The organism is Pedobacter sp. R-06, assembly GCF_049913135.1.
Lineage (GTDB): Bacteria > Bacteroidota > Bacteroidia > Sphingobacteriales > Sphingobacteriaceae > Pedobacter.
The window spans coordinates 2,322,161-2,347,556 of record NZ_CP183977.1 but is presented as its reverse complement, the minus strand read 5'-3'; the positions used below and the strand labels follow the sequence as shown (position 1 = coordinate 2,347,556).

Below are 25,396 nucleotides of genomic sequence, written 5' to 3'. Positions count from 1 at the left end.
TTAAATTTTATTGATGATGATGACTTCGTCTCCCGACCCAACCTTCTCTAACTTAGCAATAGCGCCGGCGCTAATTTTCTCTTCTTTAAGTAGTTTCCCTGTTCTGGTATTCAGCACTTTTACGTTGAATTTTCCAGATATTTTGCTCAAATCGAGATTGATGGCATTAGCAGAAGCGTTATACAAAATATAGGCCTTGCCAGGGTTTACTAAACCATATTGTTTTGCCGATTTATCTGCAGGTAAAAAGGGTTTCATCGAAGATGCCGCGGTTAAAATTGAAGCATCAATTCCATCGACATTGGAGAGCGAACCGCCTGCCATTAAAATTGCCCAACCGAAACTGTCAAAGCTATCGCCTGAATAAATCACCGCTTTTTCAGGGAATTTGTTTTTATACTCAGATACCGCGTGGTAAACTTCTTCGAAAGAGGTTTTTTTAGGTTTTAGCAAACGTGCATGCTGACGTGGAGCCAAACTTAATCCTCCTTGCGGTGCATAAGCGCTTCCATCGGCTTGGTAATGCCAATAACGGATGTCGATCAGGTCAACCACTCCGGCGCGCTTTGGATCAGCCAAAATTGAATCCTGAACATCTTTAGTTACACTTAAGCCGATAATTGGGTGTTTACCTGTTTCTTTTTCCCATTCGTTAATGGTATCGATCCAGAACTGAACAAAGTGTAATGGGCCAGTAAATTCGGCCCCAATTAATTGGATAACGCCTGTGTTTCCATCAAAATTCTCTAAACATTTTCTGATGTAAGCTTTATGTATCGCCCTGCGGTGCTCGTTGCTGATATCGTAAAACTGCTCGGCCATAAAAATGCGTTTGTCACCAGCATATGGTACAGGTTCAGGGAAACCCGTGTTGTTGATATTGTTTGCGGTACGCCAGGGGAAATCGGCATAATGTGCACCAGCTTCAATAATGTTATGTTGAAAATAGTTCTCGTGGATTAAAACCAGGCCTTTCTGATCAGCCAGATTAGCAAATTGCTTTAACCTGTCCCAATACCAAAGGTTGTATTTGGTAATATCATATTTGCTCAAACCGTCCCAGGCTTTATCCTGTCCGCTACGGGCAAAAGGCAATTCGTAAAACGGTGCCCAAACTTCGCCATCCATACGGCGGATGCGTTCGTGATCGTCTCTTCTCCTATCGTACCAAAGGCCATAATTATGATCGAGCACTTTAACCTGACCATTTTTCATGGCGTCGGTTATCGAATCCAGATCATCGGTAAGGCCGTTACCAGAACGACCAGGAACAAAACGGGTGACATGAAACTTTGTGTTTTTTAATCCATACGGACGGGCACTGCCATTCCACCAGGGCACATCCTGACGATCGCCAAGAACGATTTCGCTGCCACGGACCAACCAACCATTTTTGATGCTCATTGCGCCTGCCAGAGCAGGTTGAATAACTTGATCTATGCCAATTTTATCTATACTTTTTGCCGAACCGACAGCTGTAGGAATTTTATTTCGATCTGGAGCCGCATCAATATATCCTGAAACCGTTAAAGCGGGTTTGTAAGCTAATTTGGTTAGTTTTAAGGCCACATCTACAGGCGGACTGCTTGATGCTTCCGTTTCTACAGGTAGCACAAAATTCCTGCTATCCGCTTCACTTCCCAATCTATCCTTTAATTGTGCATAATATAAACTTCGTGGCTGGATCTGTTCGTTAGACATATCCCAATAGCCATTCCCGGCAAATTGAGACCAGGTTCCAAAAGCCCAGTTTTGAGCTGTTGGCGGCTGAAAATTATCAACTCTTGCCGCACTACATTGCCAGAATACACTATTTGCTGCACTCCAGCCTGCGCCTTGCCCATCTTGTCCGCGGTTTAAATAACTTAAAGCTTGTCCGTCGATGTTTACGATATCGAATAAAACGCCTGATGCCCAGCTATCAATTGTGCCGCTAAAACTGAAAGGCAAATAAGACTGACATTGTACAAAAACATTGGGGCCTGGAGCGCAAAAGCCAACAGCAAAATCATGGTAACCATATTCTGAGTATAACCTTTGAAAAAGGATTTGCTGGCCAGTAGTTAAAAAAGTAAAACGACGCTCACCACCGATTTCGGAAATTGGGGCTAACGATTTACAATCTTCAACAGTAATCCTTTTTGAAGTTTCCAAAACATTTACTGCAGAACCTGCAAAATGCTCAAAAACCACCTGACGAATCCAGGCATCCTGTACGTTTTCTAAACAGATAGCTGTCCAACGGTGATACTCGTCTTTAATATTTTCTTTATGATAATCTGATTCGATTTTCAGGTTTTCAACTCCTGTTTGTGCAATTCTTCCATCCCATTTATATTTCGAAACTGTTGCGCCACCATATTTAGCCTCTAAAGCTGTTGTAATTGGCGCATCGAAAGTGATCGAATTGCCGTTTATGGCGGTAATTTTTCTATCCCAATAAATATCCCTAGTTCCTGGTTTCCAACCTAAAGCACTTTCACCTCCACCAAATTCTACCGTTTTCAGGGTTTCGATCCATTCTTTGGTTGATGGGCGATGAATGATGATCTGATCACCTACTTTAAATCCGTTGGCATTAGCCAGCGTAATTTTATTTGCATTAACAGGCACATAAACATCAGTAACTGCGATTGCCTGTTCTTCTATCCTGTTTTTTTGACCTAGAATCCTGATTACACCAATCCGGTCTAAACCAGTTGCAAAAATCTTTGTGCCATTTTCGCTCATTCCACTTCCACGGAGTACTACTCCAGAAGCTGAAAACCCTAATGTTCCGGCAACTTCGTAAGTTCCTTTTTCTAATAAAACAGCACCACGCAGCCCATCTTTACCAAGGGGTAATTTCGAAACATAATTAATGGCCGATTGAATCCTTAAAGTAGCATCGCCCTTTGAAACCGGAACAACTACTTTTATTGTTGCATTAGGAATGGCTTTTTCGCCTGCCATGTAACCTGCATAAGAAAAATCGGGAATCCGGTTTCCATCTGCATCCGGTGTATAAGCCATTTTACCATCCTTCCCTTTAAAGATAGGTTTTGGTGGTTCTACCGGTTTTGTTTTTTGGGCAAAAGAAAAATTAATCGCCAAAAGCGCCATTACCAAAATCGGCAAGGTTTTTAGTTGCATGGCTTTTAATATGTGGTTAGTTTTTGGCATTAATGTTATTTTCTTTGTCAACAATCTATGAACGGTCGTCACCCTGAATTCATTTCAGGGTCTTTATAGCATGAAAGATGCTGAAATAAATTCAGCATGACGATTTTGGATAGAAGATACTCAGTCTTTTTTCTTTAATCTTTTGCAGGCCTCACTTTATTGATATCTACCAAACTATTCAAATAAACTTCGATATTGGCATAGCCTGATTTCGAAATTTTTGAAGCATCCTTAGCATCTTTTGGGTTTAAACCATTTTTTGTTTCCCAAGCATCAGGAATACCATCCTTATCGGTATCTACATAAGGTTTTCCTTTATATTCAGGATAACCGCCTACTTGTGCGATATCTGAAATAATTCCTTTTTTATAAGAATCGGCAGGTAAACGACGTTTCACATAACTTTGTTGAGTAGGTAATTTCCCATCTTCAACATGCTCAATTTTTCCTGTTGCAACCTGTTTGATAATACGTTGGTCTACTGCATCGCGAACAGGTAAAGATGCACCTGCATTGGCCAAAACATAATCATAAGCTTTTTTAGTATCAATGATGGAAATTTTAGCCATTGGCAAAGGTTTATCTACTTTCATCGAATCTAACAACTTTTGTTTATCTCTTTTACTTTCAGGCTGAACACCGCCATCCCAATTGTTTTTGGTTACCTTTTCATTTCCTTCTATAATATTTCCGGTTACGTAAGCTTTACCAAATTCGTTGGCAAATTTTTTATCTCTACCCGATTCAGGTTTTAAGATACGATAAGAAATCGGTTCTCCGGCAGGCGTAATGGGGCCAGGTTTATAATAATTGTTGATGAAACTATAAAATGAGGCATTATCGCCACCATCGGCACTCCTATTCCACCAGTTGAAGATCACATTATTTGCAAAACCAAAATCACCGTACATCCCGACAGATGGGTTCCGGCTGATATTTGATGCCCAAAGATTACGCATAAAAGTACTGTTCAAACCACCAATTGTACTTCCGAAAGCATGGTTATAGGTATCCAAAGCCTCAGAAAAGATCGAATTCTGGATGGTAACGTTTACAGTAGGTAATTTTACAGGTTTAGAACCGTCTTTTGGATCGTAAACATGGCGGTAAATCGACATGTTTTCATCTAGTCCCCAACTTGCCGAAACATGATCGATAATGATGTTTCCGACAGGATTTCCGCCAATGGCATCATCTCTACGGGTAACATCGGTTGCGCCACGACGGAAACGCATATAACGGATCACCACATCATGTGTATTGATCCAAACCGATTCGCCAGCCACACAGATCCCATCACCAGGTGCACTCTGACCGGCAATGGTGATATAAGGTGCACGGATAATCAGTGGAGTTTTTAATTTGATAACCCCCGAAACGTTAAAAACAATGATTCGGGCACCGCCTTGCTCGCAGGCCTCGCGTAAAGTTCCGCTGCCCGAATCTTCGAGACTTGTTACCACATAAACTTTTCCTCCGCGGCCGCCAAAAGAATAAGCACCACCACCTTCGGCACCCGGAAAGGCTACTGTTTTAGCTTGTGGCAAATCGCCTGGTTTGGCTGCCCATGGAATATAAGGTTTACCATGTTTTGCTTCTTCATCTACAATGTGTTTTACTTTTAAAAATTGCAGTTCGGATTTTTCTTCAATGCTTTTTAAAAGCGAATCGGCTTTCTTTTCCATAGCCTCTGGGATTACCGGATATTGCGCAAAAGCCACATTTCCAATACCACAAAGCGCTATTATGCTAAAAATTGAATTCCAGGCACGCATATTAGTTTGGTTTTACGATTGAAACAGGAACCACACTGTTTAAATATACTTCGATGTTCGAATAACCACTTTTAGTGATTTTTGCTGCATCGGATGCATCTTTAGGATTCAAGCCATTTTTTATTTCGTATGCGTCTGGCATGCCATCGTCGTCGCTATCTTTATATGGCGTTCCTTTATATTCAGGATAACCGCCCACCTGAGAAACTTCTGTAATGATACCTTGCTTATAAGAATCGCCAGGTAATCTGCGGTGTTCGAATTGAAATGCTGATGGTTTAGCGTTAGGATGAACTTCAATTTTTCCGGTGGCTACCTGTTTAACTACACGGGTATCAACCGGATCTCGCTTTGGTAAGGTAGCACCTGCATTTGCTAATACATACTCTTTTGCTTGTAGCGTTGGGATAATGCTGATTTTAGGCATCGGGAATGGATCTTTAGCTTTCATCGCTGCGAAATATTTACTTGCCGCTTCGAAAGACATTAAATTTCCTTTTTTATCTTCTAATTGAACACCCCCATCCCAGTTGTTTTTGGTTACTTTTTCATTGCCGTCGATGATGTTTCCAGCTACATAAGCCCTGCCAAAAACAACATAAGGTAATTTACTGCGGCCAGACTCTGGTTTTAAAATGCGGTAACTGATTGGATCTTTTAGTTCGGTAACGGGTCCTGGTTTATAAAAGTTATTGATGATGTTGTACTGTGCAGTATAATCGCCACCATCTGTAGAGCGGTTGTTCCAGTTGAAAACTACATTATTTGCAAAGTTAAATATGCCGTTCCAGCCAATTGAGGGGTTACGGGCGCCATTATCAGCCCAAAGGTTACGTACAAAAGCACAGTTTTCGCCACCCAAGGTTGAACCAAAAGCATGGTTCCAATAGTCTAATGCTTCTGAAAATATCGAATTTTGAATGGTGATGTTCACCGTTCCCAGTTTTTCTTCAGTTTTGCCGGTACTATCGTTGTACATGTGGCGGTACATCGACATGTTTTCATCCAAACCCCAACTTGCCGAAACGTGATCGATCATAATATTACCTACCGGATTACCACCAATGGCATCATCTCTGCGGCCTACAAAGGTTTCACCCCTTCTAAAACGCATAAAACGCACAATTACGTCGTGGGTATTTAACCAAACCGATTCGCCAGCCACACAAACACCATCTCCAGGAGCCGTTTGTCCGGCAATGGTAATATAGGGTGCACGGATAATCAATGGTGTTTTAAGCCTAATAATTCCTGCAACATTAAAAACTACAATCCTTGCACCGCCCTGTTCGCAGGCATCACGCAACGAACCCGGACCGCTATCGTTTAAGTTTTTAACTACAATAACCCTACCGCCATGGCCACCAAAGCTATAAGCGCCTCCGCCTTCAGCACCTGGAAAGGCCAGTAATTTAGATTGGGGCAAATCGTTTGGTCTACCTGCCCAAGGAATATAAGGTTTACCTTCTGCAGCTTCTTTTGCAATAATCGGCTTGGCCTTTTCCCAGGCAATATCAGATTGGTGATAAGCTTCCTTCATCATTGAATCAGATGATTTTTTGATGTCAGCAGGGATATTCGGATATTGGGCAAAGGTATAATTTGCGGAGAGTATTAATGCTGTTGTTAGCAACAGATTTAAAATGTTCTTTTTCATTTGTGTTGTTCGTTGGGAAGAGAAAGAAATTACGAAATATTTTAACTAGCAGAAAAAATCTAATTGCTGATATTGAAAATCGTGGCTCATTTCTTTGTCTATCCTTGTAAGTAATTTTGGTTAGAAAGTATATTATCTTTCAAATTTGCATGCAAAAAGCAGCTGTTTAATGTATAATTTTGGCTATCTATTGTATAATCTTATCAATTGCCAAAAATGCCTGTAACAAATTAAATTCATTCTCTCAGCCATGTTACAAGATAGGAATAAAATTCATATATAAATGTAACATTCTTAAATAAAAAAAAGGAAACAAATTAATGTTCCCTTTTTTCAAAAACCAAATATAAAAAAACCGGGGCGGTGAGCAAACCACCCCAAGATCTTCTGTAATTACTTTAATGGATCGAAGGTACCAGCACCATTCATGCTATCCCAACCTGTTGTTTGTTGTAGATAGGGACTTGCTGATAATACAGTTTGATTGATTCCAAAGAAATAATATTGAGGATACCATGTGAATTTCCAATTCGCTGGGCTTGTTTTGTCAAGATCATCTCTAACGCTTACTTTAAAATAGTTATCGTAAAGGTAATCAAGGTATTGATCGTATGTTGTTATACCTGCAGGATAGGTAGCTGGGTCTCTGTCGATTAACGGAGCTGTTCCTGTAGCAGGTTTTAATAATGGATCATTTGCACCAACGTAATCTGCACCTGCAGTGGTTTTAACACCGATATAAAAACCAGTTCTGCGGGTACCGTTTAATGGAGCAAAACCTAATCTAGCTGTAGTTGTGCCTGACTCAAATAACATCCATCTCCTTAAATCCCAAAAACGTTTACTTTCATAAGCGAATTCTATTTTTCTTTCATTTAATACGGCGGCAAATAATTGGTCGCGGCTTAAACCAACACCCAAACCATAAGACCCATCAGTACCCGCTAAAATACCTGCCCTATCTCTTATAGATTTAATGCCTTCAAAACCTTCGCTAAGTTTATCTGTGCCAATAGCCGATTCGGCTAAGTTAAGTACTACTTCAGCAAATCTTATTTCCATATAATCTGTTGGACTATTACTGAAATTACCAATGGAGTTGTTTGCATTTGGATTATTAGCTTTGCATAAATATATACCGCTTGCATTGGCTCCTTTTGTTTCAGTAGTGCCATTATAGCCTGCTGTTGCCGTTTTTTTCCAAACATAAGTCCATTGCTTATAATTAGCTGCACCAGAATAGGGCCAGATGGCTCCATTATATACAAATGTTTTATAAAACCTAGGATCTCTGTTTTTGTAGAATTTAGCGTCAGAATATGGATATGTTGAAGATGAGGCGGTAATCGGCTTGCCATCTCTCATTGGAAAGGCATCTACAATCTGTTTGGTTGGCGATATTGATCCGGCACCATTAATTTCACGTGAACGTGTAGCCTGCTCCCAACCATTGTTTTTTTGTGGATTTCCGGTTGTTAAAGCATTAAAGCCAAAAGCGAATACAGATTCGATACTGTTATCAGCTATAAACATATTTCCCCATGCCACTCCATTTGCTGTTCCTCCTACTTTATATAAACCAAAACCATTAGTCTCTAATAAGGTTTTTGCTGCTAGATTTGCCTGGTAGGCTCTTTCCCAACGTGCCCTGTCATCAGTGCGGTTAAAAAGCGGACTTGCCCATGTTAAGAGTACCCTGCCTTTTAACGCAGCAGCGGCACCAGATGTAATTCTACCATTATCTACTCCTGTCCATTTTCCAGGCAATAAAGAAATTGCCAGATCTAAATCTTTAACAATCTGTTCGATACAAGCAGAAGATGAACTTCTTTGTATTTCATTCGCTGGTCCGGAAGAAACAATCGGATCTTGGGGCGTTAAAACCAATGGTACTCCACCATATAACTTAACCAATTCGAAATATTGCCAGGCTCTCCAAAAGTACATCTGTCCTTTAAATTTATTGGTTATGTCTGTTGTTAAACCATGTTTGTCAATTTCCTGAAGAAAAAGATTAATCTCTTTCATGCGGGTCCAGGTGTTATTAGCCACACTGTTTGGCAAACGTTGACCAAAGTATTTCAATGCATTTGTATTCACATAAGAAATCTGTGCCCATTCTTTATTCCAGTCCGTCTCACCAGCCAGCTCATCAGTTGTTTGGGTAAAGGCCGAACTGTAAGTGCCGTTATCTGTAGCACTCTGTACCTGCACATTAGGCGTACCATTGTTTGCTGGTAAAAACAACCCGTATACATAATCTACATATCCCTGAGCCAGTGAGGCTTCTTGAAAAACCTGCTCATTAAAGCCTGCGTAATCTTTTTTCTCTTCTAAAAAACTGTCTTTGCAGCTCGCAGTTAATATAACCAGCGAAACCAAAACATATATTTTATTAATCTTTTTCATGTCTCTAAAATCTAATAGTACAACTATTTTTAATTGTTAAAACGTTACGTTTAATCCAAAAGAAAATGTTTTCAGGTTCGGAAAAACGTCGTATGCCGTATCACTGTCTCTATATGAATATGGGTTATAGAAATTATAAGGATTTAACGCTGTTGCATAAACACGTACATTGCTTACTTTAACTTTTTCAAGCCAAGCTTTTGGCAGAGAGTAATTTAACTGTAAGCTGGCCAAACGCATTCTAAATGAAGAAACTTTCCAGAAATTTGATGTTGGACTTAAGCTAGTGGCTTCCCAATTTGGGTTTGGCATGGTACCTGTTGGGTTTAGGATGGGATCATAAATATCACCCCAGATTTCTGGCACACTCGCAAAAGTACGTGAAATAGAATTGTTCATTTTTTTACGGGCATCGATTTCCGACCATCCCCCAAATGAGCCTGAAATTACCGCCTCTATTCCTATTCCTTTATAATTTGCCTTTAATGTTGTTCCGTAACCATAATGGTTGGTGGCTTTTTTTGATAACTGTACCTGATCATTAAAGTCAATTATACCGTCTGGACCCGCAAAAGATCCATCAGGCTGTAAAGGTCCTCTAACATCTCTATAATAGAGCATACCTGGCTTTAAATCTTTGGCCAACACTGCTGATCCGCTACCGGCAGCACCTGGATTTACCGAGGTAATTTTGTACTGACTAACATAAGCATCGATTTCTTGCTGATCTTTAAACATGCCTAAATAATCATAACCCCATTTACCAACATCAGATGAAGTTCCATTACGTGGATTCCAAGGATACAGAACATCATTTGCGTTGTAATCTGCTTTAATTACTTTATTATCTGACCAAGCAAATCTAAAATCTACGCCATAACTAAAATCCTTCCCGATTTTATCGTTCCAACCAATTCCCAGTTCGTAACCAAAGTAATCTGCTGTAGCATAATTTTGCGAGGCTACCGAACCACCAATCGTGATTGGAATATTAGATGTTACCTCTGTTAAAATATTTGTTGCGTGATTATAATAACCATCCAGAGATAATGTAAGTCGGTTTTTTAAAAATTTAGCATCAATACCTACGTTGTTTTTAAGCTCGTCGCTCCAGGTTGCATCAGGGTTTGGAGATGCCTCCATTTTATACCCTGCAGTTGCATTTCCATCTCCACCAAATACTGCTCCCTTACCATCCTGGAAGGTATAACGCTGTCTCCATAACCAGGCCTTAGTTTGATCGTTACCTAATAAACCTATTGAGTACCTTAGTTTTAAGAAGTCAATACCAGGTACTTTAAAAAAATCTTCTTCTGAAATTACCCAGCCCAATGAGCCCGAATAGAAATTACCCCAATAGTTACCCGGAGCAAATTTGGTAGAAGCATCGCTTCTAAACATAAATTCTGCAAGGTACTTATCTGCGTAACTGTAGTTTGCTCTCGCAACGTATGATAGAGATCCTCCTTCTGATTTTGTAGTACTTCCATCTATCGCGCCGGTTGCTGAGTTAAACTGGCCATTTGTTTGTTGGATCGGATCTGCTTTAAATACAACCTCATTATTAAAGGCCTGCTCAGATCTTTCTACCGTAGCTAAAGCACCTATTGTATGTTTTCCGAACGACCTGTTGTAGGTTAGCACAAAGTTTGATTGTGTTGAATTTTGTGTCGTATTGGAATAGTATAACCGATTACCATTAGAAGCAACAAGAGCTGTTGGTAATGTTGCCCCATCGTAAATATGTTCATTAGTACCTAATTTTTTAAAGGTGTAAACATTATATTTTGTTCCGATCTGTGATCCATTGCTGCTACCCATATTCCTAGAATATGCAGCTCTTGCACTTAGACCTTTAACGAACGGAATATCGTATTGAGCATTTAAATTTATCGTAAAGTTGGTATTTCTGGTGTTCGCCAGATTGCCTAATTTCTCGATTTCGTAGAAATGATAGGTAGAAAAATCATTAGTGGTTCCTGGTAGTTTTACAGGGTATCCATTAATATACATCGGCACGTAACGAGGTGCAAGGATGAGGTTCCGGTAATCGTTGTCATCTAGCTCACTACCGATTTTATTAAAGGTTTTAATGAGTTCGCTATTGTTTCCTGAAACCTGTAAACCAACCTTCAGATTGGTTGCCACCTTAATATCAGCACCTGATCTAAAGTTCCAACGTTTAAAATCAAGGCTCGAAAGGTTTCCATCTTGCTTGTAATAAGCAACATCACCAAAATAGGTTGCACGGTCTGTACCTCCGGAGATACTTAAAGTGTGTTTCATGTTATAGGATGATTTCCAGGCATCTTCTAACCAATCGTAATTGATATTTTTGAAATGCTCTAATTCATCCTGACTAAAAAAACTATCAGCTGCTGAAGCACCTGTTGGATTTACATTAGCGCCATTCGGTCCGTTCATAATGTTATAATACATCCCAAACTGATAGGCGCTCATCATTTTAGTTCGATAAGCTTCGTCATTAAAAGCATACGAGCCGCTATAACTGATGCGTGGAGGTCCGATTTTACCGCGTTTAGTTTTTACTAGCACTACTCCATTACCTGCTCTTGTACCATAAATAGCTGCAGATGCATCTTTTAGGAAAGATAAACTTTCTATTTCAGAAGGATCGAGGTTATTAAAGAGGGTAGCATCAGGTTGTCCGTTTTGAGGATTGATCTGAATTACATCGTCTATTACATATAGCGGGTCGGTAGAACCGCCATCTTTAGAGAAAATAGTGTTCGGGTTTCTGATGGTCAACTTTGCTGTAGAACCTGGTCTTGAAATACCTCCGCTCACCCCAACACCCAATATTTTTCCCGCCAGTGCAGCACCTATATTACTTGCAGGTAAGTCTTCCACTTCAGTTGCCTTTATATCTACAACAGCACCTGTTAAATGACTTCTCTTTTGCGTACCGTAACCAACAACAACCACATCTTCGAGGCTCTTGTTTTCCGGAACTAAACGTACAACAATATTGGTTTGTTTACCTACTGTTACCTGCTGCCTTACATATCCTATAAATGAGAATACAAGAACATCTGCATCAGATTTTACCTGAATAGTGTAAACACCGTCAGCATTGGTACTCACATTACTTGGAATACCTTTTAAACTTACATTTACCCCCGGTATTCCCTGCCCATCTGCCTGATCGACAACTTTACCCGTAACCTTTCGATCCTGAGCAAAGAGTACTGCGCTTGCCAATAGCATGAATAGCAAGGGCAAAGAAATTTTGCGTAAAAATTTTAAATTCATCTTATTATTTGGTTAGTTTTTAATTCTGGTAAGCCTGAGCGCTCCCCCCTAGATCATTATCTTATCTTTTGCGACTAAATAAATGTCAAAACATTACTTATTAAAGTAAAACAAAAGGAAACGATCTATAGCTTTGCTTGTTTTCTATTTTTGAGTTAGATATTTTTTTGGTTAGAAAGTATATTAACAATCAAAAAAAACGTGATTTTATATTTCAGGTGAATATGCTGCCATAAAATGTAGTACATATCATTACCCTTTAATCCATTTTTTAATTGATGATACAAGATATAAAATAATTCATATATAAATACAATATTCTTAAATAAAAATAATTAAATATTTTATAGCGCTTATTGTGAGCAAAAAACAATATTAATGTCTGTCTAAAACAACAAGTCTTTAATTATTTTCAACCTTTGCTTTTCGGCGCTTCTCCCACTCTATCCCTTCCTGCTTTAAATCATATCCGGCGGCCGATAGGTAATTATTTATCCTGCCTTTATACTTACCAAACCAGGCATGTTTTTTATCTGATGATTCTGCATCCATGGCATGTTCTCTAGCCTCGGTTAACCAGATCAGGATCTGTTTTTTCTGATCTTCGGTTAAAGTTAAAATCTGTTCCTGATAAGCCTTGTAAGTAATCGGCAATACATTATAGGTCATGCCATTTTTAACCAGGTCAACCTGTTCATTAGTGAGTTGTGCCGAAAGTTTGCTGATGTATTTTTTATGAAGTTTAGCCAATGATGCTTCTACAACACGGGCATCTTTAGCAAGCGCTGAATCGCGTTCTACTTTATTGTCTTTGTTTTTCTCTTTTATTGCTTTAACACGGGCATCGCGTGCGGCATAAATATCATTTAAATCACTATATTGATTTCTGATGATTACTGTCACTTTTTCGGTTTTCTTTGCATCTGTAATCCCCAGATTGGCGACAATTTTAGCCGAACGCTCGGTAATCATTTTGGTATAAGCTTCCTTATCTGCAACTGCGTTGCCCTGAGCAAAAATGGTGGTCATGCCCGAGAAGGTTAACAATAAGGCTAAAATTGATGATTTCATGTCTTTATATTTAAATTGTATTTATTTTTTTTAGACTAACATCTCCGCAAAAATGCACTTTTAAGCCAAGTTCATCCAATGCAGCGGCTTTAATACGGCAAGCTTCATGTGCTCCTGCTTCATAATTGGCATAAACCACCTGAATGTGATTGGCTTTATGTCTGGCCATCAGCTGATCGCGGCTTACACCTTTTAAAATGGCATGCATAATTGGCCATTCGGGTGTTGTTCCGTTCCACCGTCTTTTGGTTTCTTCTTCAGGCAAAGCTACTACTTCCCCAACGCCTAAATCGCAATGTAATTCATTATCCATTATATAAACACGGCTCCAAACAATGAAACCCGGTTTACTAACACCTTTTAACGACCCACCGCCTAAACGGAAATACATAGCAGGCTGCCTATCGCTGCTTGCTCCGGCATAACCATCAATAAAATGTGCAGGTGGTGCTGCTCCAGAAATTAAAAACAACCAAACAAAACCATTTACATCATCATTTTTGTAATATTCGCCCCAACGGATATCGTGAAGGGTGTTTTCTCCGGTCATTCCCAGTTCTTTCCAAAGATTGTAGGTTACCAGAGCATCTAAACCTGCACATTCATCTACCTCGTTAAAATGTGGTAAAGCACGTTTTGGGTAGAGTTCTTTACCATCTACAGAAAATACCGGCGGACGGTCTTCGTTATTTAATAAACCTTCTACCAGATCACTCGCAACGGTTAAATCTTTTAGGCCTTGTTGGTATTGTATCCCAATGGTATCGCAGCTAAAATCATCTGCAATCCTTAAGGCTGCAATATACATTTTGCACTGTTCAAGTGTTTGTCTTTTTGTTAACTGGGTTTCTTCTTCGGTGCCCCAGTTAAAAGTCATGCCTTTTTGTAAAAGCCAATCTAAAACGGCTTCTGCCTCAGCATCCGTTACCTGTAACATAGCCGCGTACAGCGCCGATTGACTTAAACGTTCTTTAAAAAAACCGGTCCTATGGAGTAATTCATCGGGTATGATAGCATTGTACATACCCATGCAGCCCTCATCAAACACGCCCATAATTACTTTGCGCGCTTTTAAATTCCGGGCAAAGGTTCTTCCTGTCTTGTCATCACCCGTTGGGATTTTACTGAGCGCAAAACTTTTTACATGACTTTGATCGTAGCTGATTTTACCAGTCGAGAGCCATTCCTGTAATCCTTCAGTAAAAAAATCATCAGTAAAATCTTCACTCCATAAAGTACTATAAGGTATAGCTGCCTTGGTTAAACAACCATTTAGGTTTAACATGCCCACCAAACCAGGCCATTGTCCGCTCCAGTTGGCTACGGTTAATATTGGTCCGCGATGTGTGGTAAGACCTGCAAATACATGATGAGAGTATTGCCAAACACTTTCTGCCACAATTAAAGGCTGGTCAGGATCAATATTTCTAAAGATATCCATACCCATTCTTTGCGAATCGATAAAGCCATGTTTTTTTGTTGAATTGTAAGGATGGGCACGTTTAACTTTCCAGCCAAATTGCTCGATAGCCAGCGTTAATTTTTGCTCCATTTCAATTTGGGCAGCCCAGCAGTTTTGATTTGCCGAAAGCCGTAAATCTCCGCTAGAAACCAGTAGAATTTCGCCTTGTTTGACTTGTCTCATAATTTATTAATGAACAAATAATTTATATAAAAATAATTTGTCTGCTTATATTTGGGTTATGCCTTTACGGCTATATACAAAACTCAACAATGAAAAACACTATTTTCTGATAGTTTTTATCAAATTAATATAGGATGTTATCATTAAACTCGTTAACTTTAGACCGCTGTGGCATAATTTGTTGAATATTGTAATGCAGTCCTAACCAAATATTTATTAGTTACATGAAACCTCATTTTCATAAAGTTCCAATTACCTTACAAAGTTCCTTTAGCATCCGTCATGATATCAAACCTGATTTTGGAAATATCTGGCATTACCATCCTGAACTGGAATTGCATTATGTAATCAAAGGAGAAGGCGTTCGTTTTATTGGCGACAACATCAGTAATTTTGTGCCAGATGAGATGGTGCTTTTGGGAGAAAACTTACCGCATACCTGGCGTTGTAAAGATGAATATTTTCAAAATAACCCCGATCTTACAACCGAAGCCATGGTAATCCATTTCTTACCCGATTGCCTGGGGAAATATCTGCTTACTTTACCTGAAGCTTATCTGATTCCTAAACTATTCGAAAAAGCAAAAAGCGGAATGGTAATTAAAGGGAAAGCTAAAGATAAACTGGTTGATTTAATGCGGGCTGCTGTTGATGCGACCAATTTGGACCGGATCATTATCCTCTTATCTATCTTAAAAACATTGGCAGAAACGGATGAATTTTCGACGATTGTAACGAGCAAAAATACATTCTATCAAAGCAATGAGTCTGAAACACTCCGTATCAATAAAATCTGTAATTATACCCTGAGTAATTATAAAAAGGATATTACATTGGAAGAAGTGGCTTCATTAAGTAATTTAAGCGTAACTTCTTTCTGCAGGTATTTTAAACTGATGACAAAGAAAACCTTTTATGATTTTCTGATCGAAATTAGGGTGAGCCATGCCTGCCGTTTCCTGATTGAAAACAAGCTACCTACCGAAATGATCTGTTTCGATTGTGGTTTTAATAATGTGTCTAATTTCTACAGGCACTTTAAAAAGGTTACGGGGATGACGCCTTTAGACTATAAAAGGAAGTATTTGAATTAGCTTTTCATAGTGATCGTCATGCTGAATTTATTTCAGCATCTATACTGCAATACATTATCAGATCCTCAAAAATTACTAGCAAAATAGATCCTGAAACAAGTTCAGGATGACGACTGAACATAAACGATATCGTCCTCGACTACGGCGCAGCGAAATAGAGATATCTATTTACAAAGATTTCTCCACTTCGGTCGAAATGACGATTACACCACTATATAAAAACCTTAATGTTTAGATTGTTGCGAAGCAAAGTATAATCATCAAACAATGTTTCTACTTCTTTTACTACACTTGGCGTAAATGCGCCTACATTTCTGCGGGTAAAAGTCGAGATATTAAGCCCTCGCTTTTGCAGGAAATATTTCGACACTACTGGGTAAACGTTATGCATTACGTCCATGTTATCGATTAAAAACTGTTGTACCACCTGCACTTCATCTTTAAAAACTTCATCATTGTAATGGTCGCAGAGCCATACAATCAATTCAGGGAAATAGTTCCCTTGAATGCATGATAAGCCTGAAGATCCGGCTTTTAGCGATTCTACCGCATGTACGATATATGCATCGTATAATCCAAAAGTCTTACCTTCTGTCAGTTTCAGTTTTTCTTTAATCTGTCCGAGGTCCAGGCAGGTGTCTTTATGGTAAATCACTCGATCAGTAGAAACAAAATCGGCTAGTTGCTGTGGTTTCAATACTCTTTTATAAGGCACGGGGCATTCGTAAAATCCTAATGGAATTTTATCTGTCTGGTCTAAAAGATCGAATACTCTTTCGTTAAAAACCTCGTCAGTTTCATTTTCTTCGGCAAGTAAACTGGTAATGGCAATCACCGCTTCTACCCCCGCATCGCTTACTTCTTTCACAAAATCGGCCTGTTTACTTATTTCCCCACCAAAGGTTCCGGTTGCTACTACGGGTACCGCTCCATCCACTACTTTTATCACATGTTTTATGGCCTGAATTCGTTCTTTACCAGTCAATTCAAACATTTCGCTCGATAGGCAATTGGCAAATAAACCTGATGATCCGGCCTGTAAATAAATCTCAGTAAGCTGTGTAAGGGCTGGGTAATCGATGTTCCCATTGCTTAAAAAAGGCGTGAGCATTACCGGGATGAACCCTTTTTGTGAGTTTTCCATTATATTCTGATATGGTAAATTGTTCTATTTAATTGCCTGATAAAACCAGAATGGTTTTTAATGGGCTGTTTTAGTTTTAATATTTTTAATTTTCGTTAAGAAAAGTCCTGCTAAAAAAATGGTTAAAGTGCCGATCACGATAATCATGTTTTTATGTAAAGGATTTCTAAAAACTTCATATTCTGGAGGAAGAAGTGAAGAAAATGTCATCCATATAATTACAGCAATGCCGATTATTGTTGCTGTTATGGCTTCATGGTTTTTAGTTTGCCTGCTGATAATACCCAAAAGGAATAGCCCTAGCATTCCTGCTGCAAAAATCCCTGATAATTCCCACCAAACATCTAAAATGCTTTTTACGCCGATCATGGCAATGCCAGCAATCATGCCCAATAAGCCAAAGCCAATAGTGGCCAAATGTAACAGCGATAAATTTTGTTTCTCCGTTACATCAGGTTTAAAATATCTCTTATAAATATCAACAGAAAACACCGTTGCTGAGGCGTTCATTCCAGAGCTTATGGTGCTCATTGCAGCCGATAAAATGGCCGATACAATTAAACCAACCAAACCGATCGGAATTTTGGTGACCATGAAATGTGGCATAATTTTGTCGCCATAATCTGATGGTTGTAATGCATGTTGTACCTTTAACACCTCTGCTGCCGAAGCATGTAGGGGCAAACGCTCTATGGCTACCTGGTGTTTTATAGACTGCACCAAGTCCGGATTGATTTCATAATAGGCATACAAGCAAGATCCTATAATAAAAAATAGCAATGATGCCGGGATATATAACCACACGCACAACCAGATCGATTTCGAAGCTGCTTTACTTGATGATGCCGTATGATAACGCTGGATATAGTTTTGGTCCATTCCGAAGTTATTCAGATTGATAAAAAAACCATAAAGCAATACCACCCAAAACGATGATCCTGCAAAATCGAACTTAAAACTGCCGAGGCTAAATTTGTCAGCAGATTTCCCGATCTCTACAATCTTCGAAACGCCTCCCGGCATATTCGAAATGATTAAATACAGGATGAGTAAGGCACCAAAAGTTTTCACCACCGCTTGTACCACTTCTGTCCATATTACCGCTTCAATTCCTCCTAAAACGGTATAAACAATGATACAAATGCCCATTACGATCATAATCATCTGCATGGAATACCCTGTAAGTGCCTGTAGGCTCAGTGCAATTCCAAAAAATATCGATCCCATTCTGGCCAACTGGGTTAATAAAAAACAAACTACTGCATATACTCTTGCCCATGCGCCAAAACGTTTTTCTAAATGGGTGTAGGCCGATATTTCGCCAGTATTCCGATAAAAAGGAACAAAGTATTTTGAAGCGATCCAAGCGGCCAAGGGCATCGAAATACTGAATACAAATGCATTCCAATTGCTCCCGAAAGCCTTTCCGGGCACGCCTAAAAAAGTATTGCTGCTTAAAAATGTTGCATAAATAGATAAACCTATCGCCCATCCGGGGATCAGGCCCGAGGCTTTTGTAAATTGCTCGGAGTTTTTATTTTTCCTCGAAAAATAAACCCCAACTAATATCATTCCAACAAGATAAATGAAGATGATTGCAAGATCGACTACAGGAAGTCCTTTCATTATTTGTTGGCTCGTTTATTAATTTGGTTAAAACAAATATGCATGACTAAATATCAACATTAATATAAGATTTTGGCTACATATTGTACCATCTTATCTTATTGAACATCTAAAGCATCAACTGCCAGTCCTTTGGTTTCTGTGGCAATCAATTTGAGTTTATAAGTCCCGGCATTAATCATGCTCCCGGTGTTAGTGCTCAGGTAATTCCATTTTCCAGTTTTAGTTGGTGCAAATTCAACCATTTCTGTTTTCATTAATGTTCCGTCTGCCGATGAAAATTCCAGTTTGGCTTTCAAGGGCTGATCGGACGGGTTATGGTACTTAATGGTTAAGGAATAGGTATCGGCAACACCAACTGAAATATTCCATGTTAAGCTGCCCGCATTGGTTGCACTAAAAATTACGCGCTGTTTATCCATCAATACTGCTTTTGTAATGTCTTTCCCATCTAAAATGCCATCAGTAGCTTTGTAGGTTGTGATGGTTTTTAAATCATAAGCGGGTTGTAAATGGGTAACGGGCAATACAAAAATAGTTGCTACACTATTATCAAAAATGATTCTTTCGTCAGGAACAAATCTTTTGCGATAAAGATTAAACGTTTCATCATTGCTGTTGCTCAGTGTGGTTCTGGTATTCTCAAATCCCTGCGGAATACTACTGTTTTTATTCAGCGCAATAAAGGCATCAACACTATCAGTAGCCGTAAATTCGATACTTTCCTGTCTTCGTGAAGCTTTTAACCATTCTGCACCATATAAATTTGAAGGTAAATAGGTAAATGCTGATTTCTCTCCTTTAAACTGTTCATCTCCAATATCCAGCCAGCTGTTTAACTCAGCATTTTTTATTCTTGTTAAAAGTGAATTGCTTACTGGCGCGGGTTTAATCTTTTGATTTAAACTAGCTATGGCAATGCCCGAAATAACTGCCTGCCCCACTTTCACCTCAGGGAAGTTAATCTCTAAAAAGCCACCTTTGATTGAAGTTTTAACTGTTTTTTTCAATAAAGTGTTACTGCCAGCCTCTTTCCAGATATCTAAATCTTTAATAACCGTTTTTCCATTAAATGCCACATCAAATAAACGCATGGCCCTTGCATCAAAACCTCCGCCAATACCCAGCCATGGTTCTATAAAATAAAGTTCAACCAGATATTCGCCGTCAGGTAGTGGAAAATGATATTTCAACTGATCTCTGCCAAATCTGAAAGTCTGAAAAAGCTTCCAATCTTTAGTACCTTCAATGGGTTGAAAGGTACGGCGTTGACTGGCAAAAAATGCTGGAATACCCGTAAAACCTGCCGTCCAGGAGGTTGAACCAAAACTATTCGATGAAGTTAAGTTCCGATCAGCAGACCATTTATTCCCGTTAGTATCTGTATAATCGCCACCACCGCAGTTTACACGGTACACATAATTATAACCCCGAGATGGTACTGTTAATTTTTCATCCTTGATTAAAGTATTGAAATTTGGGCTTTGAGGCAGATTTTGCAATAGTATTTGATCTTTAGCCACAGCTTTTCCGTTCACGTAGCCCACTGCATACAATACATTATATTGGATATCTGGCTTGTTCCATTGGAAATGTGTACCTATTGTACCACGTTTTCTTTTACCCAAAGACTGGCCGTTTACATCATTAAACAGTTCTACTTCATCGCAGTTAGAATAAACCACAATACTGTCTTTTATCCCTGGTTTGTTCCAACGGTTTGGCCAGGTATGCGAAACAATATATACCATAGGCTCAGTTTGTTTTGGGGCATAATTTGCCCTGAACATGTAGAACACATCTGTGGGTTCTTCCCAAGGCGTAAACATACCCTTGTAATTTACCGGGCCAACCCGATCCAGATCTCTTAATCCTTCGCCACCTTGCACCCTGCCCGGATTATCGTGTGAGCTGTAAAGCCAGAAAAAATGACCAGCGGTTTTATCTTTTACCGATTCGGCCAGGCGAACTTTTGTTTCCATCAGATCGGCCATTTTATTTTCGGTATAACCTTTACCATTGTCATCTGTATCATGAAGATCAATCGTTCGCCAGGCACCGTATTCGCCAACCAAAACCTGCCTTTGAAGATCTTCTCCATAAGTTAACGGATTACCACCATAAGTGCCCGTCCAGTTTTGAGGTACGTCCCAATCGGTTCCTTTACCGCCATTACAGGTGGTTACTTTTCTTTGTGATGAAGCTGTTGGATCTAATTTTCTGATCAGTTCGGTACATTCTTTTGCGAAATCTTCGGGCAGAGTGCTTTCGTTTTCCAAACCCCATAACACCACTGCGGGACTGTTCCTGCGTTCTTTTACCCAGTCTGTTAGAAGCGACTTAAAATTCTTCCGGAATTCCGGTGTATCGTACCAGATATGTGCAGCCATTTGGGTCCAGCATAAAATCCCTTCCTTATCCCAATAATCTGAATACAATAAATTGTGTGGTTGATGTGCATCACGGAAGGCATTAAAACCTGCTGCCTTAATTTGCCTTACCCTCGAACTGATCTGCTCGTTGCTAAAAGCATGGCTCTGCCCAATTAAATGTTCATATTCTGCAATCCCATTAATAAAAACAGGTTTACCATTTAACAGAAACTGTTTCTGGTTCGCTTGTTCGTCAATAGGCCAACTGATCCACCGGATGCCATAGGGCGTTTTCAGCTCATCTACAATTTTTCCATTTTCTACGATGGAGGTTTGTAAAGTGTATAGATATGGGTTTTCTAGAGACCACAATTCCGGATTAATGATTTTATCGGTCTGCTGATCAATCTGAACTTCTTTGCCACCGGAAAGAATTATTGTTTTCGTTAATTCTTTAACCGGCTTCCCATTTTGATCTAGTAATCTGTTGATTATGGATACCTTTTTAAGCTTTAAACTATAGTTTTTAACTGTGGTACTCAGATTCAGAATGGCTGCATTTTCTGAAATTTTATTATCGTTCCAAATGTGGATACCAAAAGGTTCAACTCGGATATCACTAGTCACAATTAAATGTACCGGACGAAAAATACCCATGGGCTGTGAACCTTCTGAAAAACCACGTTCGGTAGAGCAACCGCCATCCACCCAGGGTAAATCCTGAATATTTGCAGGATGATCGGCCCGGACTGCTAAAATGTTCTCCTGACTGCTCAGTTTAATTGCAGCAGTAACATCTAATGTAAAAGTTGTTCTGCCGCCTGCATGCTCACCTACTTTTTTGCCATTTAACCAGATGCTTGCGTAAGAGCCAACGCCTTCGAAGTACAAAAAGAACCTTTTTCCCTGTTTAACTTCGTTAGTTTTGAATGTCTTGCGGTACCAGGCATAACCATGTTTATTGCCATGAAGTTTGCGTTGATAACCTTCGTATTGATCCCAGTTATGTGGAACATTTACATTCTTCCAGTTTAAGGGTTTGTAGTTAGCCAGCTGAAAGCCATCAAAAGCATTTTTGTTTTTCTCATCGGCAATGCTAAGCCAATTGGCGTTTAATAAAATGTCTTTCCGGGTTTGGTTTTGTGCATATAGTGAACTTGCTCCATAAAAATGGATGAAGCATAACAGCAGTAAAAGCAACAGTTTAAATTGAATTCTTTTTGGTTCGTGGCGACACGACCCAAGGCTCATGGAGCAAAAAACAATAAAAAAATTAACTTTAAATAAGTCTCTTCTAAGGGAGATTGCTTCGTCGTTCCTCCTCGCAATGACGATTTTGTTGTTCATATTTTACTGCGATTTCAGGTCTCCATTTAAATTATAGCTTTCACCAGCTTTAGTTTCGAACGTTGCATTGTTATTTTTGTAACGGATTTTACATGGCCCACCTGTTTTAGATTTTATGGTAAGTGAGATTAATGCACCTTTATCCCAGGTTAAATCCAGTTCGAAACCTCCTCTGGCCAGAAGTCCTTTAATTTCTCCGTTTGGAATAGCAGTAGGTAATGCGGGTAAAATATCTAAATAGCCCTGATGGCTCTGTACAATCATTTCGGCGATTCCGGCAGCACCACCAAAGTTTCCATCTATTTGAAAAGGCGGATGCGCATCAAAAAGATTTACATAAGAACCTGCCCCATTATTAGCAGGTTTCATTAACATTTTTACCAATTTCATCGCATGATCACCATCTTTAAACCTGGCCCAGAAATTAATCTTCCAGGCTAAACTCCAGCCTGTAGCATCATCTCCCCGATACAATAAGGACTGTTTTGCTGCTTGCATCATCTTTTCGTTATCATCCCAGATAATATCATTTCCAGGATACACACCCCATAAATGAGAAACATGGCGGTGTTTACTTGCGGTATCATCTACATCTGTTAACCATTCTTGTAACTGTCCATATTTGCCTATCTGATTTGGTGCTAGCTGTTTAACCTTTTCAGTTAGCGATTTTCTAAATTCGGCATCTACATTAAGCGTTTCGGCTGCTGCTATGCAATTTCTGAAAAGCGATCTGATAATCTGGTGGTCCATTGTTGGGCCAGCCACTAAACCGCCATTTTCTGGCGAATTAGAAGGTGTACTGATCAACCAACCAGTTTTGGGATCTTTCACTAAAAAATCTTCATAAAACAAAGCAGCTTGTTTCATTAAAGGATAAGCCTTAGTTTCCAGGAATTTGCGGTCTTTACTGAATTGATAATGTTCCCATAAATGCTCACTTAACCAACCACCTCCACTTACCCAAATACCATGATTTGAAGCATTGATGGGGGCTGTTCCATTCCATAAGTCGGTATTGTGGTGTAAAACCCAACCACGCGCATTGTAATATTCTTTTGCTGTTTCGGCTCCAGCTTTTGCCAGTCCTTTGATTTTGTTGAAAAGCGGCTCATTTAGTGCCGATAAATTAAGGATTTCGGTTGGCCAGTAGTTCATTTCGAGGTTAATATTGGTGGTATACTTGCTTCCCCATGGTGGCGTAAGCAAATCGTTCCAAATCCCTTGAAGATTGGCTGGCTGAGTACTTGGTCTCGAGCTGGAAATCAACAAATATCTTCCATACTGCATGTACAGTGCCGCAAACGCAGGGTCGTTCGCGGTTGCAAATTTTGTTAATCTTTCATCTGTTGGAAGGTTCTCATTATCCGATCGGCCAAAATCGACACTAAAGGTATTGTAATAGCTTTGATATTCTTTAATGTGGCCCTGTTTGATCTCTGCGTATGCTTTACCTTTTAAACTATTGAGTGCTTTAATGTTGGCCACTGCCGGATTCCCAGAAACATCCTGCGCATTGATAAAATTGGTTCCGCCTGTCAAATAAAGTGTCACTTCATCCGCCTGATTGATGCTGATTTTGCCATTAATCACTTTCACAGATCCATTTTTGATTAAAGCTGTTAATCGGCTTTCTCCCTTAATCGCACCATCTTTTACCTGAATAGATAAAGCAATTACATTATTCGCTAAAGTTTTCACGGATGATTTTCGGTGAGCACTTGAAAGTTCAGCATCGAAACTGATGGATGCTTTTTTATCGGCCGTTAAATGGATTACAATGGCTTGGTTTGGCTGACTTGCAAAATACTCACGCTGATAATTTACACCGTTTAGCGTATAAGTTGTTTTTGCAACGGCTGTGCTGATGTCCAAAGACCGTTTATAACGGGTAACAATAGATTTGGTCTGCTTGAAATATAGATTCAAATCACCAAAAGGCTGATAACTGCCCTGGTATTGCGGAACGGCAGGTGGATTTTCATCTTGAATTTTATATTTCCAATCTTTAACCAACGAAACACCCTGTTCCATACTTTCTCCGGCCGGATAAATTCCTATTTTTTTTGTAGTGTCTTTATAGCCGGCCAATCCGCCTTTATCGAAATAATTAAGCACCTGGATGGCAATTACATTTTTGCCTTTATTAATCAGTTTTGCAGGAATAGTATATTTTCTTGGCTCCGTATTATCGGTATTGCCAACCAATTGACCATTTATATAAGTGAAATCCTGATCGCGGATGCGGTTAAGGTCGAGTACAAGATTTTTTCCTGCCCAATTTTCGGGCACGTCAAAAGTGGTTCTGAACCAAACGGCACCATCTAAATTGGCTAAGCCTGCCGTTTCCCAACCCTCGTAGGCAGGCACTTTTATCGTTTTCCAAAGTTTATCGTCAAAATTGGCCAAAGCAGGGCTGCCCTGAATGCCTTTACCAGCTTTCATTTCATTTACCCAAACTTTCCTGTCGCCCGAACTACTTTGCAAGCCCATAAAATGTTCTTGTGCTAAAGCTTCTGCTGCTGCCTGTTTTCCTTCAAAAAGTAATTTCCTGATCTCAGGCAGATATCGATAGGCGCCTTTTCGGTTATAATCCCTAGGTTTACCCGTCCAAACGGTTTCTTCGTTAAACTGGATATGATCTACAGCCGCTCCAGCGAAAATCATGGCGCCCAATCTACCGTTTCCGATTGGCAAGGCATCCGTCCACTTTTCTGCAGCCTTTTTGTACCATAGAGTATGGTTGTTTTCTTGTGCAAAGCTGCCAAAATACGCAGTCAATATTAAAAATGATGTACTTAATAAAAGTTTAAACCTCATA

The 25,396-nt window shown here is 39.5% G+C and carries 12 protein-coding genes; 1 reads left to right on the top strand and 11 read right to left on the bottom strand.

The genetic code is table 11. The features are described 5' to 3' along the window. The 7 genes from ACN9MR_RS09625 to ACN9MR_RS09595 all read right to left on the bottom strand — a co-directional run bounded on the left by ACN9MR_RS09625 (position 1) and on the right by ACN9MR_RS09595 (position 14,992). A complete protein-coding gene (locus ACN9MR_RS09625; RefSeq protein ID WP_426329486.1) occupies positions 1–3,132 on the bottom strand; it encodes a DUF6298 domain-containing protein in 3,132 nt (1,043 codons plus the stop codon). 164 nt (positions 3,133–3,296) lie between these two features. Continuing rightward, positions 3,297–4,937 carry a pectate lyase family protein gene (locus tag ACN9MR_RS09620; RefSeq protein WP_426329485.1) on the bottom strand — a complete coding sequence of 547 codons (1,641 nt, stop codon included), beginning with the start codon at positions 4,935–4,937 and terminating at the stop codon, positions 3,297–3,299. Position 4,938: 1 nt separating this feature from the next. Next, positions 4,939–6,594: a pectate lyase family protein gene (locus ACN9MR_RS09615; RefSeq protein ID WP_426329484.1), complete on the bottom strand. Its 1,656-nt coding sequence runs from the start codon at positions 6,592–6,594 to the stop codon at positions 4,939–4,941. A 393-nt stretch (positions 6,595–6,987) separates the two neighbouring features. Then, complete coding sequence (locus tag ACN9MR_RS09610) at positions 6,988–9,003, bottom strand: RagB/SusD family nutrient uptake outer membrane protein (protein ID WP_426329483.1); 2,016 nt, start codon at positions 9,001–9,003, stop codon at positions 6,988–6,990. A 36-nt stretch (positions 9,004–9,039) separates the two neighbouring features. Further along, positions 9,040–12,276 (bottom strand): SusC/RagA family TonB-linked outer membrane protein, encoded by a 3,237-nt coding sequence (locus tag ACN9MR_RS09605; RefSeq protein WP_426329482.1) that lies wholly within the window; start codon positions 12,274–12,276, stop codon positions 9,040–9,042. A gap of 402 nt (positions 12,277–12,678) precedes the next feature. After that, on the bottom strand, positions 12,679–13,347 hold the full coding sequence (locus tag ACN9MR_RS09600) for a DUF3826 domain-containing protein (protein WP_426329481.1): 669 nt from the start codon (positions 13,345–13,347) through the stop codon (positions 12,679–12,681). A gap of 10 nt (positions 13,348–13,357) precedes the next feature. Continuing rightward, a complete protein-coding gene (locus ACN9MR_RS09595) occupies positions 13,358–14,992 on the bottom strand; it encodes a fucose isomerase (protein WP_426329480.1) in 1,635 nt (544 codons plus the stop codon). Positions 14,993–15,216: 224 nt separating this feature from the next. On the opposite strand from ACN9MR_RS09595, the gene ACN9MR_RS09590 reads away from it, so the two are divergent. Then, on the top strand, positions 15,217–16,086 hold the full coding sequence (locus tag ACN9MR_RS09590; RefSeq protein WP_426329479.1) for an AraC family transcriptional regulator: 870 nt from the start codon (positions 15,217–15,219) through the stop codon (positions 16,084–16,086). Positions 16,087–16,297: 211 nt separating this feature from the next. On the opposite strand, the gene ACN9MR_RS09585 is transcribed toward ACN9MR_RS09590, so the two are convergent. From ACN9MR_RS09585 to ACN9MR_RS09570, 4 genes are all read right to left on the bottom strand, one after another. Beyond that, complete coding sequence (locus ACN9MR_RS09585; RefSeq protein ID WP_426329478.1) at positions 16,298–17,230, bottom strand: dihydrodipicolinate synthase family protein; 933 nt, start codon at positions 17,228–17,230, stop codon at positions 16,298–16,300. Between the two features lie 57 nt (positions 17,231–17,287). Beyond that, positions 17,288–18,856 (bottom strand): sodium:solute symporter, encoded by a 1,569-nt coding sequence (locus tag ACN9MR_RS09580; RefSeq protein WP_426329477.1) that lies wholly within the window; start codon positions 18,854–18,856, stop codon positions 17,288–17,290. A gap of 98 nt (positions 18,857–18,954) precedes the next feature. Beyond that, the gene (locus ACN9MR_RS09575) at positions 18,955–22,575 is read right to left on the bottom strand and encodes a malectin domain-containing carbohydrate-binding protein (RefSeq protein ID WP_426329476.1); all 3,621 of its coding nucleotides are present in this window, start codon (positions 22,573–22,575) and stop codon (positions 18,955–18,957) included. A gap of 3 nt (positions 22,576–22,578) precedes the next feature. Next, positions 22,579–25,395, bottom strand: coding sequence for a glycosyl hydrolase family 95 catalytic domain-containing protein (locus tag ACN9MR_RS09570; protein WP_426329475.1), 2,817 nt, complete (start codon positions 25,393–25,395; stop codon positions 22,579–22,581). Position 25,396: the final 1 nt, after the last annotated feature.

Coding starts and splice junctions, on each gene's coding strand:
- ACN9MR_RS09625 (WP_426329486.1), bottom strand. CDS start 3,132: ATGCAACTAAAAACCTTGCCGATTTTGGTAATGGCGCTTTTGGCGATT.
- ACN9MR_RS09620 (WP_426329485.1), bottom strand. CDS start 4,937: ATGCGTGCCTGGAATTCAATTTTTAGCATAATAGCGCTTTGTGGTATT.
- ACN9MR_RS09615 (WP_426329484.1), bottom strand. CDS start 6,594: ATGAAAAAGAACATTTTAAATCTGTTGCTAACAACAGCATTAATACTC.
- ACN9MR_RS09610 (WP_426329483.1), bottom strand. CDS start 9,003: ATGAAAAAGATTAATAAAATATATGTTTTGGTTTCGCTGGTTATATTA.
- ACN9MR_RS09605 (WP_426329482.1), bottom strand. CDS start 12,276: ATGAATTTAAAATTTTTACGCAAAATTTCTTTGCCCTTGCTATTCATG.
- ACN9MR_RS09600 (WP_426329481.1), bottom strand. CDS start 13,347: ATGAAATCATCAATTTTAGCCTTATTGTTAACCTTCTCGGGCATGACC.
- ACN9MR_RS09595 (WP_426329480.1), bottom strand. CDS start 14,992: ATGAGACAAGTCAAACAAGGCGAAATTCTACTGGTTTCTAGCGGAGAT.
- ACN9MR_RS09590 (WP_426329479.1), top strand. CDS start 15,217: ATGAAACCTCATTTTCATAAAGTTCCAATTACCTTACAAAGTTCCTTT.
- ACN9MR_RS09585 (WP_426329478.1), bottom strand. CDS start 17,230: ATGGAAAACTCACAAAAAGGGTTCATCCCGGTAATGCTCACGCCTTTT.
- ACN9MR_RS09580 (WP_426329477.1), bottom strand. CDS start 18,856: ATGAAAGGACTTCCTGTAGTCGATCTTGCAATCATCTTCATTTATCTT.
- ACN9MR_RS09575 (WP_426329476.1), bottom strand. CDS start 22,575: ATGAACAACAAAATCGTCATTGCGAGGAGGAACGACGAAGCAATCTCC.
- ACN9MR_RS09570 (WP_426329475.1), bottom strand. CDS start 25,395: ATGAGGTTTAAACTTTTATTAAGTACATCATTTTTAATATTGACTGCG.